The 13,779-nt window shown below is 70.9% G+C and carries 12 protein-coding genes; all 12 read left to right on the top strand.

Annotation, left to right across the window (positions count from 1 at the left end; genetic code table 11):
• The first annotated feature begins 195 nt into the window (after positions 1-195).
• On the top strand, positions 196-810 hold the full coding sequence (locus tag ND748_RS13765) for a translation elongation factor Ts (RefSeq protein ID WP_251746199.1): 615 nt from the start codon (positions 196-198) through the stop codon (positions 808-810).
• Between the two features lie 357 nt (positions 811-1,167).
• A complete protein-coding gene (gene frr / locus ND748_RS13760) occupies positions 1,168-1,725 on the top strand; it encodes a ribosome recycling factor (RefSeq protein ID WP_251746198.1) in 558 nt (185 codons plus the stop codon).
• 159 nt (positions 1,726-1,884) lie between these two features.
• Positions 1,885-2,802, top strand: coding sequence for a phosphatidate cytidylyltransferase (locus ND748_RS13755; protein ID WP_251746197.1), 918 nt, complete (start codon positions 1,885-1,887; stop codon positions 2,800-2,802).
• A 184-nt stretch (positions 2,803-2,986) separates the two neighbouring features.
• Positions 2,987-4,354 (top strand): 23S rRNA (adenine(2503)-C(2))-methyltransferase RlmN, encoded by a 1,368-nt coding sequence (gene rlmN / locus ND748_RS13750; protein WP_251746196.1) that lies wholly within the window; start codon positions 2,987-2,989, stop codon positions 4,352-4,354.
• A gap of 85 nt (positions 4,355-4,439) precedes the next feature.
• Positions 4,440-5,675 carry a PHB depolymerase family esterase gene (locus ND748_RS13745; RefSeq protein WP_251746195.1) on the top strand — a complete coding sequence of 412 codons (1,236 nt, stop codon included), beginning with the start codon at positions 4,440-4,442 and terminating at the stop codon, positions 5,673-5,675.
• A gap of 186 nt (positions 5,676-5,861) precedes the next feature.
• Positions 5,862-7,085, top strand: a complete 1,224-nt coding sequence (gene dxr, locus ND748_RS13740) for a 1-deoxy-D-xylulose-5-phosphate reductoisomerase (protein ID WP_251746194.1) — start codon at positions 5,862-5,864, stop codon at positions 7,083-7,085.
• Between the two features lie 160 nt (positions 7,086-7,245).
• Complete coding sequence (locus ND748_RS13735; protein ID WP_251746193.1) at positions 7,246-8,430, top strand: RIP metalloprotease; 1,185 nt, start codon at positions 7,246-7,248, stop codon at positions 8,428-8,430.
• 123 nt (positions 8,431-8,553) lie between these two features.
• Positions 8,554-9,708: a flavodoxin-dependent (E)-4-hydroxy-3-methylbut-2-enyl-diphosphate synthase gene (gene ispG / locus ND748_RS13730; RefSeq protein WP_251746192.1), complete on the top strand. Its 1,155-nt coding sequence runs from the start codon at positions 8,554-8,556 to the stop codon at positions 9,706-9,708.
• 13 nt (positions 9,709-9,721) lie between these two features.
• Positions 9,722-10,573, top strand: a complete 852-nt coding sequence (locus ND748_RS13725) for a DUF4081 domain-containing GNAT family N-acetyltransferase (RefSeq protein ID WP_251746191.1) — start codon at positions 9,722-9,724, stop codon at positions 10,571-10,573.
• 317 nt (positions 10,574-10,890) lie between these two features.
• Complete coding sequence (locus ND748_RS13720) at positions 10,891-11,973, top strand: ABC transporter substrate-binding protein (protein ID WP_251746190.1); 1,083 nt, start codon at positions 10,891-10,893, stop codon at positions 11,971-11,973.
• Between the two features lie 58 nt (positions 11,974-12,031).
• Positions 12,032-12,793 (top strand): ABC transporter ATP-binding protein, encoded by a 762-nt coding sequence (locus tag ND748_RS13715; protein WP_251746189.1) that lies wholly within the window; start codon positions 12,032-12,034, stop codon positions 12,791-12,793.
• A partial coding sequence (locus tag ND748_RS13710; RefSeq protein WP_251746188.1) for an ABC transporter permease occupies positions 12,783-13,779 on the top strand: 997 nt, incomplete at its 3' end. The genes ND748_RS13715 and ND748_RS13710, both read left to right, overlap by 11 nt.

The following is a 13,779-nucleotide window of genomic DNA, read 5'->3' as shown; positions in this document are numbered from 1 at the left end:
ACTCGTGGCGGTCCGGGCAGGCGGCGCACGACCGCTGACGCGGGGGAGCCCGCCGACCTGCGGGCCGCAGGGTTCCGGTCGGCGGGTCCGAGGGCGGGGTACCAGCGGCGACAGCCGGCCGCTGGTGGCCCTCGTGCCGCGCCACGCCGCTAGGACAACGACAGCATCCAGACCGATAACGACGAGAAGAGCACCATGGCAGACATCACAGCCGCCGACATCCGCAAGCTCCGGGAGCTCACCGGAGCCGGGATGAGCGACGTCAAGAAGGCGCTGGTCGACAACGACGGCGACTTCGAGAAGGCGAAGTCCTGGCTGCGGGAGAAGGGCAAGGCTCAGGTCGCCAAGCGCGCGACGCGCAGCGCCGCCAACGGCCTGGTCGAGTCCTACCTGCACCGGACGGACCCGCAGTTGCCCCCGACCCTAGGGGTGCTCGTCGAGCTGCGCTGCGAGACGGACTTCGTGGCGAAGACCGATGATTTCAAGCAGCTCGCCCGGGACCTCGCCCAGCACATCGCGGCTGCGGACCCGCTGTACGTCACCGCGGACCAGATCCCCAACGAGGTGCTCGAGGCCGAGCGCAAGATCTACGAGGCTGCCGCCCGCGAGGAGGGCAAGCCCGAGCAGGCGATAGCGAAGATCGTTGATGGTCGGGTCAACGGCTACATCAAGCTCAGCGTGCTGCTGGACCAGCCGTGGGTGAAGGACGGCAAGGTGACCATTCGAGTCATGCTCGACCAGGCGGGTGCCTCACTTGGCGAGAAGATCGAGGTCGGCCGGTTCTCCCGGTTCAACATCCGGCAGGCCTGAGCGCAGGACCACGGGACGGCGGGCGGTCAGGGGCCGCCCGCCTCTTTCGCGTTGGCCGGGGGCGCCGCGATGACGCCCGGTGTCACGTAACGGGACGGCAACACGACGGTTCGACATGTTCGGCGTGGCGCGTCCCCCCGGGCTCCGCGGGGGCGAGTTCGTGCGGGACACTGCTCGACACGGCTGTGCGATCATCGACGGGGTCGGGCCCCGGCGCCCACGGGCCGCACGTGTCATTCCGCCGGTCGGAAGGCGGCCGTGTTCGGAAAAGCGGCCGGGTTCGGGGGCGGCCGGCCGGGAGGCTGCTGTTGGAGCCGGACGGATGCCGGCGAGTCAGAGCGGATGGAAGGAAACGCGGTGATCGACGACACACTTCTCGATGCCGAGGAGAAGATGGAGAAGGCCGTCTCGGTCGCCAAGGAGGACTTCGCGAACATCCGCACCGGCCGCATCACGCCCGCGGTCTTCTCCAAGATCGTGGTTGACTACTACGGCGCGCCGACGCCGGTGCAGCAACTCGCGTCCTTTCACATCCCCGAGCCGCGCATGGTGATCATCACTCCGTACGACAAGTCGTCGCTGTCCTCGATCGAGAAGGCGGTGCGTGACTCCGACCTGGGGGTCAACCCGAGCAACGACGGCACGATCATCCGTATCGTCTTCCCGGAGCTGTCCGAGCAGCGGCGCCGCGACCTGGTCAAGGTCGCCCGCTCCAAGGCGGAGGAGGCTCGGGTCAGCATCCGTAATGTCCGGCGTCACGCCAAGGACGCGATCGACCGCATTGTCCGGGACGGCGATGCCGGCGAGGACGAGGGCAGGCGCGGCGAAAAGGACCTCGACGAGGCGACCCACCGTTACGTCGGGCAGGTCGATGAGCTGCTCCGCCTCAAAGAGACGGACCTGCTGTCGGTCTGACCATCTTCGCCCCCGGAGCCGGCGCGGCCCGCCCACCCTGCGATGCGAGTCAGATGATTGTGGCGGTGTGCGAGGGACGACGGCGGGGCATGCGTGTCGGTCCTGTCCGCCTCTGTCTAGATAGCCGAGATAGTCGATATAGCCGAGATACAGGCATCCATGACGGCAGTCGACGGCCGCGCCGTGGTTGACGGCGGGCCAGCCGGAAGCGCCGAAGCGAACGGGGTCGCTGCCGGCGTTCCCGGGGCCGCTGAGGTCCCACCGCGCCGTTCCCGAGCGGGCCGCAATCTGCCGGCCGCGATCGCGGTCGGCGTCCTGCTCGGCGCGGCCATTCTCGTCCCGCTGTTCACCGTGCGGGCGGCGTTCGTCGGCGTCATCAGCGCCGCTGTCGCCCTGGGAACCTGGGAGGTGATCCGGGCGGTCTGGCTCACCGGAGTGCGGGTGCCGCCCGTGCCGCTGGTCGCCGGGGCGCTCGCGATGCCGGCGGTGGCCTACGCCGAGGGGACGACCGGCCTGCTGCTGACGCTCGCCGCCACCGTCGGCGCCGGGGTTGCGGTGCGAGCCGCCGGGCCGGCCGAGGGGCTGGTCCGGGACGTGGGCGGCATCGCCTTCGTCGCCGGATACGTGGGTTTTCCGGCGGGCTTCGCGGCATTGCTGACCGAACCATCCGACGGTAGCTGGCGGGCCCTGGCCTTCCTGGCCACAGTCGTGGCCAGCGACGTCGGCGGCTACACCGCGGGGGTCCTCTCCGGGGGGCGCCACAAGATGGCCCCGAGCGTGTCCCCCGGCAAGTCGTGGGAGGGGTTCGCGGGCTCCGCGGCGGGCTGCGTGCTGGTGGCGGGGATCCTGCTCGCCTGGCCACTGGGGGCGCACGTGTGGCAGGGGATCCTGATCGGCCTCGCGACCGCCTGCACGGCGACGATCGGAGACCTGGGCGAGTCGCTGCTCAAGCGGGACATCGGCATCAAGGACATGAGCAATCTGCTGCCTGGTCACGGCGGTGTGATGGACCGCCTGGACTCGTTGCTGTGCACCGCTCCGGTCGCCTGGTTGCTGCTCACCGCCTTCCTCGACTGAGCAGCCGTCCGCACGGACGAGCCGCCGCCGCGAGACCTGAGCTTCCTGCCTCGACCGGGCCGGTGGCCCGGCCGAGGCAGGCGGTGGTGCTGCCCTGGTCGGGGGCGCCGGGCGGTGCGGGCCGCCCGCGCGGGCGATCGCCCCATTCGTCTAGGCGGCGGCCTCCTGGCAGACTGGAGCCGCGATGACTCCCATGACCGCCGAATCCGAATCCCCGGACGGCCCGGTGTCCGCCGGGACCGGCCGGCAGGTCCGCCTGTCCCTGACCCGGCGGCCCGCGCGGCCCGCGCGGCACCTGGCAGACCTTTCCCGGGACGAACGCCGCGAGGTCGCGGTCTCGTTGGGCCAGCCCGCCTTCCGCGCCGATCAGGTGTCGCGCCACTACTTCGTCCGGCTGGTCGACGCCGACGAGACCGACGCGATGACCGATCTGCCGGAGGATGCCCGTGGCCCGCTCCTTGAGGCGCTGTTGCCCCGGCTGCTGGTGCCCGCCCGGACGCTGAGCTGCGACGATGGCCTGACTCGGAAGACTGCGTGGCGGACTGCGGACGGCGCGCTGCTCGAGTCGGTGATCATGAGGTATCCGGATCGCGCGACGGTCTGCGTGTCCAGCCAGGCGGGTTGTGGCATGGGCTGCCCGTTCTGCGCCACCGGTCAGGGGGGGCTGACCCGTAACCTGTCGACGGCGGAGATCGTCGAACAGGTCGTGCACGCGGCTCGCGTACTGCGCCGCCAGGAGTTGGCCGGCGGGGCCGGCCGCCTGTCCAATGTGGTCTTCATGGGCATGGGTGAGCCGCTGGCGAACTACACCGCGGTGACCGCGGCGGTGCGCCGCCTGATCTCGCCGCCGCCCGAGGGGCTGGGGCTGTCCGCGCGTGGGCTGACGGTCAGCACCGTCGGACTCGTACCGGCGATGCGCCGGCTGGCCGGCGAGGGCCTGCCGGTGACCCTGGCGGTTTCGCTGCACGCTCCGGACGACGAGCTACGCGACGAGCTGGTACCTGTCAACACACGGTGGCCAGTGGCCGAGGTGCTCGCCGCTGCCTGGGAGTATGCCGAGGTCACCGGTCGGCGGGTGAGTATCGAGTACGCGCTGATCGACGGGGTTAACGACGATGTGGCCCGCGCCGACGCGCTCGCCACTCTGCTCACCGGCCGCCTGGCGCATGTCAATCTCATTCCGCTGAACCCGACGGAGGGCTCGTCCTGGCAGGCCAGTGCGCCCGCCGGTCAGCGGGCGTTCGTCCGCCGGCTGCGGGAGCGGGGGATCGCCACCACCGTGCGCGACACCCGCGGTCGGGAGATAGCGGCGGCCTGTGGTCAGCTCGCCGCCGAGCCGGCCGGTCGGGCCGGACGGGCCGGACGGGCCGAATCCGCCAGGCCCGTCGAGTCCGCGGAGCCCGTCACGTCCGCGGAGCCCGTCACGTCTGGTGTGCCCGTCACGTCCGGGAAGCCCGTCTCGTCCGGGGAGTCGGTCGAGTCTGGGAAGCCCGTCGAGGCCGCCGGCGCGGTGAGCGGCTCGCCTGTGCACGGCAGCCGTGTCCTTCGGTAGTCCGGCGAGCCGGCGGCGCGGTTCTCTTCGGCATCGGGCGCGAACCACGAACACAGTCTGGTTGCCGATCACGGCTGCGGTCGGCGTGCTCCTGCTTCTGCTGTGGTACGCCATCTCGCGGGATCCGGGTCCGGAGCACGCGTCGGGGCCGTCCTCCGCGGTGGGCCCCGCCGGTGGGCACCAGCCGCGCGTGGCGGCCGTCTCGGTGTCGCCGACGCCCACCGTTCCCGCCCCGCCGCCCAGCGGGTGCGTCACCGGCAAGACCCTGCCGTCCGGGGTGAGTACCCGCACGCTGCGGGTCGGCGGCGTCGACCGCACCTACGTCCTGGCGGTTCCCACCGCGGGATCGCCGGCCCGGGAGCTCCCACTGATCCTTACCTTCCACGATCTCGGGCAGAGCACCGACGATCTGGAGGCCTACACCCGGCTCGCCGACCAGGGCACCAGGGCCGGCTTCGCGGTCGCAGCGCCGATCGGCGCGCAGGATCGGTGGAACTTTCCCCGCGCCGCCGCGGTCGGCCCCGACGACGTGATGTTCGCGGGGACGCTGCTCAACGAGCTCACGGGTCGCATGTGCCTCGACGCGAAGCGCATCTTCGCCGTGGGTTATGCGGACGGCGCGAACATGGTGCTCACTGCGGCCTGCGCGTTGCCGGGCAGGTTCGCGGCGGCAGTCACGGTCGGCTCGAGCGTGCTGCCCACCTCCTGCGCGGCGCCCACCACGAACCTGCTCGAGATCCACGGGACGGCCGACCAGATCGCGCCGTTCGACGGCGGTGGTGCCCCCCGTCCGGCACCGTTCGCCGGGGTGGTCGCCCAGTCGACGCCCGACCGGCTGGCCCGCTACGCCTCCGCCCTGCGGTGCAGCGGCGCCAGCCAGGCCTCCCGGGACACCGCCGCCTGGCAGCGCACCGTGTGGACCGGCTGCCCGAACGGGCGCGACGTCGGATTGCTGTCCATGCAGGGGGCCGGACACACCTGGCCCGGCGCGCAGGCCCGACCGGCGTTGGGACCGACCTCGGACGCCTTCAGCGCCACCATCGTGGCGTTGACCTACTTCGGCTACACCCCCACGTCCGGGGACGGCGGCGGCGGCGCGGGGACGCCGGGCTCGGGTGGGGCGCTCCCGTTGCCCGGCCCGCCCGCCCCGAGTGGCTCGCCCCCCGCCACGGCTGGTTCGGCCACGCCGTCGGCGGCGGCGAGCGCATCGCCGTCGACGAGTGCGAGCCCGGGCGCCGGCACGGGCGGGACGGGAACTCCCGTGCCGTCGGCGTCACCCTCGGCGACCGGGTCGCCCTCGCCGGCGGCGTCGGACGGATGAGCTCCCCCGGTTGGGTGCGAGACCGGCGACCCTGCCGGGTTGAGGTCGACCTCGCGTCGACGGGGAGAGGATGAGGTCACAAAAGGTAGTGGCCGTCAGACCCATTGCACATCTACGGGTGGCACCTGTCATGAACCGAACAGGGCGGCGCCGAGGCGTCGACGGGCCTGAGAGAATGGAGGTGTGGTGGAGGCTTCGAACCTGCGTGAAGTTGTTCTGCTCGGGTCCACGGGCTCGATCGGAACCCAGGCCATAGACGTCGTACGCCGCAATCCGCAGCGCTTCCGGGTGGTTGCGCTGATGGGTGGCGGGTCCCGGGTGGACCTGCTGGCAAGCCAGGCGCTCGATCTCGGTGTCCAGGCGGTCGGCGTGGCGGCGGCATCGGCGGCCCAGGACCTGCAGCTCGCCTTCTTTGCGGAGGCGACGCGGCGGGGCTACCGCCGGGGCGAGTTCGCCGTGCCGAAGATCCTGGCCGGGCCCGATGCGGCGAGCGAGATCGCCGAGTGGCCCTGTGACATTGTTCTCAACGGCATCACCGGGTCGGTCGGACTCGCGCCGACGCTCGCCGCGCTGGCCGCCGGCCGGACGGTGGCGCTGGCGAACAAGGAGTCGCTGGTCGCCGGGGGTCCCCTGGTCCTGGACGCGCTCGGCGGCGACCCGGACCGCCTCGTCCCGGTGGACTCCGAACACTCCGCACTGGCGCAGTGCCTGCGCGGCGGCCGCCGGGACGAGGTACGCAAGCTGGTCCTCACGGCCAGCGGCGGCCCGTTCCGCGGGCGCCGCCGCGACGAACTCGCCGCCGTCACCCCGCAGCAGGCGCTGGCCCATCCCACCTGGGACATGGGTCCGTTTGTCACGATCAACTCCGCCACCCTGATGAACAAGGGTCTGGAGCTGATCGAGGCGCACCTGTTCTTCGGGGTGCCCTACGACGACATCGACGTCGTCGTGCACCCCCAGTCGCTGGTGCACTCGATGGTCGAGTTCACCGACGGGTCCACCCTGGCCCAGGTCTCGCCGCCCGACATGCGCCTGCCCATCGCGCTGGCCCTGGGCTGGCCGGAGCGGGTAGCCGAGGCACAGCCGCCGATGGACTGGACCCGGGCCCAGGCGCTCACCTTCGAACCGCTTGACGAGGTGGCGTTCCCGGCCGTGGAGCTCGCGCGCACGGCCGGTCGCCGGGGCGGTACCGCTCCCGCGGTGTTCAATGCGGCCAACGAGGAGGCGGTGGCCGCCTTCCTGGCCGGACGCCTGCCCTTCGTCCGTATCGTCGATCTGGTGGCCGAGGTCATCGCCGAACACGCAGTCGTCGATCACCCGTCGCTCGACGAGGTGTTCGCCACCGAGCGGGCCGCGCGCGACGCGGCGCAGCGGTTGATCCGGCGCGAGAGCGAACGGGAATCGGTGTGAATCACGCTCTGCCCGGGGTGGGCGGTGGATCCCACCCGGCCGGCCACCGAGCCGGGATCGGGATGATCCGCCCGGGTCGGGCCGGGCGTGGCCGTTCGCGGGGTGCCAGGGCCCATCCGGGCGCCCCCGAGCGGTGTCCCACCGGGCGGGGGCCGGCCTGATGGCGATTCTCGGCATCGTGGCGTTCGCCGCAGCGCTGCTCGTGTCCGTGGTGCTGCACGAGGGCGGTCACTTCCTCACCGCTCGGCACTACGGCATGAAGGCATCGAAGTTCTTCGTGGGCTTCGGACCGACGATCTGGTCCCGCCAGCGCGGCGAGACCGAGTACGGCATCAAGGCGATCCCCGCCGGCGGCTTCGTCAAGATCGAGGGGATGACGCCGCTGGAGGAGATCGATCCGGCGGACGAGCCTCGGGCGTTCCACAACGGCCGGGCCCGAGCCCGGCTGGTGGTCATGTCCGCCGGTTCCTTCGTGCACTTCGTCATCGCCATCGTGTTGATCTACGGGGTGCTGGTCGCGCTCGGCACCACCCAGATCAGCGAATCGAAGATCGGCTCGACGAGTTGCGTGGCGACGACCGCGAGCTGTTCCGGGCCCGGCCCCGCTGCCGCGGCGGGGCTGCGACCGGGTGACCGGGTCGTCAGCTTCGACGGGGTCGCGGTGCGCACCTGGAAGGACTTCACCCACCGGGTGCGCGAGCACGGCGCCGGCCCCGCCTCGCTCGTGGTGGAGCGGGACGGACGGTCGCTGACCCTCAGCCCGGACCTCGTCGAGGTCCGCCGCAACCGATCCACCGGCGAGGCGGGCAGCGACCGGGTCGGCGCGCTCGGCGTTCGGCCGGGACTCGAGACGGTGCACTACAACCCGATCGAGGCCGTGCCGCACACCTTCGACGTGATCGGCTCCGGGTTCACCGGCATGTACGACACCCTGACCCACCGGATCGGCGACATCGGAAAGATCTTCAGCGACGATCGCGATCCCGAGGGCTTCATCAGCGTCGTGGGTGCGGCGCGCATCGGCGGTGACGTCGTCTCGGCGCCCGACAGCTCGGTGCTCGACCGGGTGCGCCAGTTCCTCATCCTGGTGGCCGCGATCAATCTCGCGGTCGGCATCTTCAACCTGTTCCCCCTGCTCCCGTTGGATGGCGGCCACATTGCCGTGCTGGGCTTTGAGCAGGCCAGACACGGTCTGCGCAGGCTTCGGGGCTACCGTGGTCCGGTACAGAAGGTGGATTTCGTCAAGCTTTTACCGGCCACGTACGCCACGGTTGTCGTTCTCCTCGGGTTCAGCCTGCTCCTCCTGTCCGCCGACATCTTCAATCCGATCCGCCTGAACCAGTGAACCCGCACGGTTGCGCGAAGCCGTGCGCCCTACTGCCCTGCGTCCCGCAGCCGACAGGCCGAATCAGTCGCACGTCGATCCTTTTTTTCGATTCGCCAGTTCCGATTCGCCAGTGAGGACAACGTGACCGTTACTCTGGGCATGCCAGCCGCTCCGGCCCGACCGCTCGGCACTCGGCGGCACAGCCGGCAGATCAACGTGGGCAACGTCCCGGTCGGGGGTGACGCTCCGGTCTCCGTGCAGTCGATGTGCACCACGTTGACCTCGGATGTCAACGCGACGCTGCAGCAGATCGCCGAGCTCACCGCGTCCGGATGCCAGATCGTCCGGGTGGCCGTCCCCAGCCAGGACGACGCCGACGCGCTTGCGGCCATTGCCCGCAAGTCGCCGATTCCGGTGATCGCGGACATCCACTTCCAGCCCAAGTACGTCTTCGCCGCGATCGACGCCGGCTGCGCGGCGGTCCGCGTCAACCCCGGCAACATCAAGGCGTTCGACGACAAGGTCGGCGAGATCGCCCGCGCGGCGAAGGGCGCCGGCATCCCGATCCGGATCGGGGTGAATGCCGGCTCCCTCGACAAGCGGCTGCTCGCCAAGTACGGCAAGGCCACGCCGGAGGCGCTCACCGAGTCGGCGCTGTGGGAGTGCTCGCTGTTCGAGGAGCACGACTTCCGCGACATCAAGATCTCGGTCAAGCACCACGACCCGGTCGTGATGATCCAGGCCTACCGACTGCTCGCCCAGTCCTGCGACTACCCCCTGCACCTCGGCGTGACCGAGGCGGGCCCGGCCTTCCAGGGCACCGTGAAGTCCTCGGTTGCCTTCGGCGCGCTGCTCGCCGAGGGCATCGGCGACACCATCCGGGTCTCGCTGTCCGCGCCGCCGGTCGAGGAGGTCAAGGTCGGCGCCGCGATCCTGGAGTCCCTCGGACTCCGGCAGCGTAAGCTCGAGATCGTGTCCTGCCCGTCCTGCGGTCGGGCTCAGGTCGATGTCTACACCCTAGCCAACCAGGTCAGCGCCGGTCTCGAAGGCATGGAGGTTCCGTTGCGCGTCGCCGTCATGGGCTGCGTGGTCAACGGGCCGGGTGAGGCACGAGAGGCCGACCTCGGTGTCGCGTCCGGTAACGGCAAGGGCCAGATCTTCGTCAAGGGCGAGGTCGTCAAGACCGTGCCCGAGGCGCAGATCGTGGAGACCCTCATCGAGGAAGCCATGCGGCTGGCCGAGGAGATGACGGCGGACGGCACCCCGTCCGGCGAGCCTTCGGTCACCGTCAGCTAGGCGGCGCGACCGGATGGGCCTGCCGCTGCGCTCCGCGCCGACGCGACTGCTCGACGATCGGGATCTTCCCGCTGTGCGCGAGCTGCTGGCCCGTAATCCGGTCGCCGACGTGTTCGTCGCGTCCCGCGTCGAGGCCGCCGGGCTCGATCCATGGCGGCTCGGCGCGGAGATGTGGGGTCACACGGTCGACGGCCACCTGGCCGCGGTGTGTTACTCCGGCGCCAATCTCTGGCCCGTGGCGGCGGGTCCCGCCTCGGCGAAGCTGTTCGCCGAGCGGGCCCGCCGGCAGGGCCGCCGCTGCTCCTCCGTCGTCGGCGTCTCCTCGTCGGTCATGGCGATGTGGCGGCACCTCGAGCCGACCTGGGGTCGGGCCCGCGAGGTTCGGTCCGACCAGCCGCTGCTCGTGATCGACGGGCCGCCGCTCATCGCGCCCGACCCGGCCGTCCGTCCCGTCCGGCCCGATGAGCTCGACATCCTGCTGCCGGCCTGCATCGCCATGTTCACCGAGGAGATCGGGGTGTCCCCGGTCCTCGCCGACGGCGGGGCCCTCTACCGGGCCCGCGTCGCCGAGTTCATCGGGCAGCGGCGCTCGTTCGCACACATCGTCGACGGCCGCGTGCTGTTCAAGGCCGAGATCGGCGCGGTGGCCGGGGACGTCTGCCAGATCCAGGGCGTCTGGGTTGATCCGGCGCTGCGTGGGCGCGGGCTGGGTTCGGCCGGCACCGCCAGCGTCGTCGCGCTTGCGCGGGAGGCGTTCGCCCCGCGGGTGAGCCTCTATGTCAACGACTTCAACCACCCTGCCCGCCGAGCCTACGAGCGGGTTGGATTCCAGCGCCTGGGCACCTTCGCCTCGATCCTGTTCTGACGCGCTTGCCCGCCGCCGCGCACTGAGCTTCGACGCTGAGCCCGCGACCTCGTCCGCACCGCCGCGTCTTGCTGGCGAACAGGCCGCTGACCTGGTCCGCAGCCTGTTCCGTGCGGGCCCGCGGGGATCAGGGTTTCATCATCGAATCCTGTCCGTTCTGGCGCGATTGCTCCCGAAATTCGCCTCGTTTGTTACCGAACGATGTCGAGATGATGAAGGCACATGGCCAGGATGCGGGGCATCTGGCATGCTAACCATCCCGATGACGTCGATTGATTTGCATGGCGTGGGTGCGAGCCTGCGCGGAGGGGGTTTTCATGAGGCCGAGCAGACTGTGGCGGGCGATGACGCCACTGATCACCGCCGGGGCGCTGGCACTGGCGGTGGTGGGCTGCTCGAGCTCAGGCGATGACGCCAGCGCATCGGCTGGCGCGACGACGCCCGGCCAGGTGAGCGGGACGCTGCGCCTCGGGTACTTCCCGAATCTCACCCACGCGCCCGCGCTCTACGGCGTCGAGAAGGGAATCTTCGCCAAGGAACTCGGCTCCGGCGTCACGCTGAAGACCTCGACGTTCAACTCCGGGGTGCAGGAGGCCGAGGCCGTACTGTCCGGGGCGCTCGACGCCGGGTACATCGGCCCGAACCCCGCGGTGAACAGCTTCATCAAGTCGAACGGCGAGGCGGTGCGGATCGTTTCCGGCGCGACGTCGGGCGGCGCGGCGCTCGTGGTTCGGCCGGACATCACCTCGGTGGCGCAGCTCAAGGGCACCACGCTCGCGACGCCGAGCCTCGGCAACACCCAGGACGTGGCGCTGCGCTACTACCTGAAGAAGAACGGCCTGAAGACGGACACCCAGGGCGGCGGCGACGTCTCGATCAAGCCGCAGGACAACTCCATCACCGTCGACGCCTTCACCAACAAGGCGATCGACGGCGCGTGGGTGCCCGAGCCGACGGCCTCCCGGCTGGTCGCCGCGGGCGGCAAGGTGCTCGTGAACGAGGCCGACGAGTGGCCCGAGACCAAGGGCCAGTTCGTCACGACGGTGCTGCTGGTGCGCACCGCCTACCTGAAGAAGAACCCGGAGATCGTCCGCCGGCTCGTCAGCGCCAACGTGGCGTCGATCAACGGTCTCAACGCGGACCGGGACGCCGGTGCGACGGTCACCAACACGGCTCTGGGCAAGCTTGCCGGCAAGCCGCTGTCGGACAAGGTCCTGACCTCGGCGTGGAAGACGCTGACATTCACGCCCGACCCGATTGCTGCCTCCCTGCTCACGTCGGCCAAGCATCAGGAGGAGCTCGGATTGATCAAGAAGCCGAAGCTGGACGGCATCTTCGATCTCACGATCCTCAACGACATCCTGGCCAAGCAGGGCAAGCCGACCGTCTCCGACTCCTGATCCACTCGCCGGGCGCCCTTGCCGGGCGTGCGTCTTCACCGCGACGGGGGAATGATCCGTGACCGCTGTCCGCTCCGACACCGCACTGCGCATCGACGGCGTCAGCCGGTTCTTCGGCTCCGGCGCCGCCCGCGTCCAGGCGTTGGACGACGTTTCCCTGGACGTCCGGTCCGGCGAGTTCCTCTGTCTGCTCGGCGCGTCGGGATGCGGTAAGTCGACCCTGCTCGGGTTGATCGCCGGTCTCGACGCGCCGACCACCGGCACCGTGGACACCACCGGTCGCCGCGCGGGAATGATGTTCCAGGACTCGGCGTTGCTGCCCTGGCTCACCGCGGGCGGCAACATCGAGGTGCCGCTGCGGCTGCGGGGTATCCGCCGTGCCGAGCGGCGGGAGCGGGTGGACCGCCTGCTCGCGATGGTCCGCCTGGCCGGGCTGGCCGACAAGCGTCCCCACGAACTGTCCGGGGGCATGCGCCAGCGGGTGAGTCTGGCCCGCGCGTTCGCGCAGGAGGCCGACATCCTCTGCATGGACGAGCCCTTCGGCGCCCTCGACGCGATGACCCGCGACCTGCTCCACGACGAGCTGGAACGGATCTGGCGGGAAACCGGCGTCACAGTCATCTTCGTCACCCACGATGTCCGCGAGGCCGTCCGGCTCGGCGACCGCATCGTGCTGCTGTCCTCCCGGCCCGGGCGGGTCGCGGAGATCTTCGATGTCGAGATCGAGCGGCCGCGGCGGATCGACTCCGCCCGGGTCGCGGAGCTGGCCACCACGGTGACCACGCGACTACGCGAGGAGGTCGGCCGGCATGGCCACTGACAGCCATACCTCGACCCAGCTCCGGACCCGGTCGACCGCTCTCGACGCCGAGACCGGACTCGAGGTGGACGCGGCGCTCGCCGGCCTCGACGCGCTCGACATCCCGACGGCGCAGCGGCGGCCGCTCGCGGCCCGGACGTGGGCGGCGACCTGGCCGAAGATCGGCGCCCTCGCCCTGTTCCTGCTGCTGTGGCAGATCGTCGTCTGGAGCGGCTGGAAGCCCTCCTACGTGCTGCCCGGACCGGGCAAGGCCCTGTCCGAGTTCGGCAGCCGCCTCGGTACCCACCACTTCTGGGACGCCCTGGCACGCACGCTGGTCCGGGCCCTGGAGGGGTACGCCCTCGCGGTCGTGATCGGGGTCGTGGTGGGGGTCGCGGTCTCCCGCTCCACCATCCTGCGGACCGCGGTCGGCTCGTTCATCACCGCGCTGCAGACGATGCCCTCCATCGTCTGGTTTCCGCTGGCCATTCTGCTGTTCAAGCTCAGCGAGTCGGCGATCATGTTCGTCGTGGTGCTCGGGGCCGCGCCCTCGGTCGCCAACGGGGTGATCTACGGCGTCGACTACGTGCCGCCGCTGCTGGTGCGGGTCGGGCGCAGCATGGGTGCGCGCGGCTTCTCCCTGTATCGGTACGTCGTGGCGCCGGCAGCCCTGCCCTCGGTGCTGGCGGGCCTGAAGCAGGGCTGGGCGTTCTGCTGGCGCAGCCTGATGGCCGGCGAGCTGCTGGTCATCGTTCCCGGCCATCCTTCGGTCGGAGCCGACCTGCAGAACTCCCGGGAGCTGCTCGACACGGTCGGGGTGATGGCCTCGATGATCACTATCTTCGTTGTCGGGGTCCTCGTCGACGCCGCCTTCAACACGGCGGACCAGCGGATGCGGGTGCGCCGCGGTCTCGTCGCCGAGGGGACGTCCGCGGTGCGGGCGGCCCGGGGGAGCCGGGGACGCGGCCTGGCCGGCGCCGGGGTCGATCCGGTGGTGGGCTCCGGGG

The organism is Frankia sp. AiPs1, from assembly GCF_023716945.1.
Lineage (GTDB): Bacteria > Actinomycetota > Actinomycetes > Frankiales > Frankiaceae > Frankia.
This window is presented reverse-complemented; position numbering and strand designations above follow the sequence as displayed.

What these genes read in the sequence shown, in the direction of transcription:
- ND748_RS13765 (WP_251746199.1), top strand. Translation starts at nt 196, where the DNA reads ATGGCAGACATCACAGCCGCCGACATCCGCAAGCTCCGGGAGCTCACC.
- ND748_RS13755 (WP_251746197.1), top strand. Translation starts at nt 1,885, where the DNA reads ATGACGGCAGTCGACGGCCGCGCCGTGGTTGACGGCGGGCCAGCCGGA.
- rlmN (WP_251746196.1), top strand. Translation starts at nt 2,987, where the DNA reads ATGACTCCCATGACCGCCGAATCCGAATCCCCGGACGGCCCGGTGTCC.
- ND748_RS13735 (WP_251746193.1), top strand. Translation starts at nt 7,246, where the DNA reads ATGGCGATTCTCGGCATCGTGGCGTTCGCCGCAGCGCTGCTCGTGTCC.
- ND748_RS13725 (WP_251746191.1), top strand. Translation starts at nt 9,722, where the DNA reads ATGGGCCTGCCGCTGCGCTCCGCGCCGACGCGACTGCTCGACGATCGG.
- ND748_RS13720 (WP_251746190.1), top strand. Translation starts at nt 10,891, where the DNA reads ATGAGGCCGAGCAGACTGTGGCGGGCGATGACGCCACTGATCACCGCC.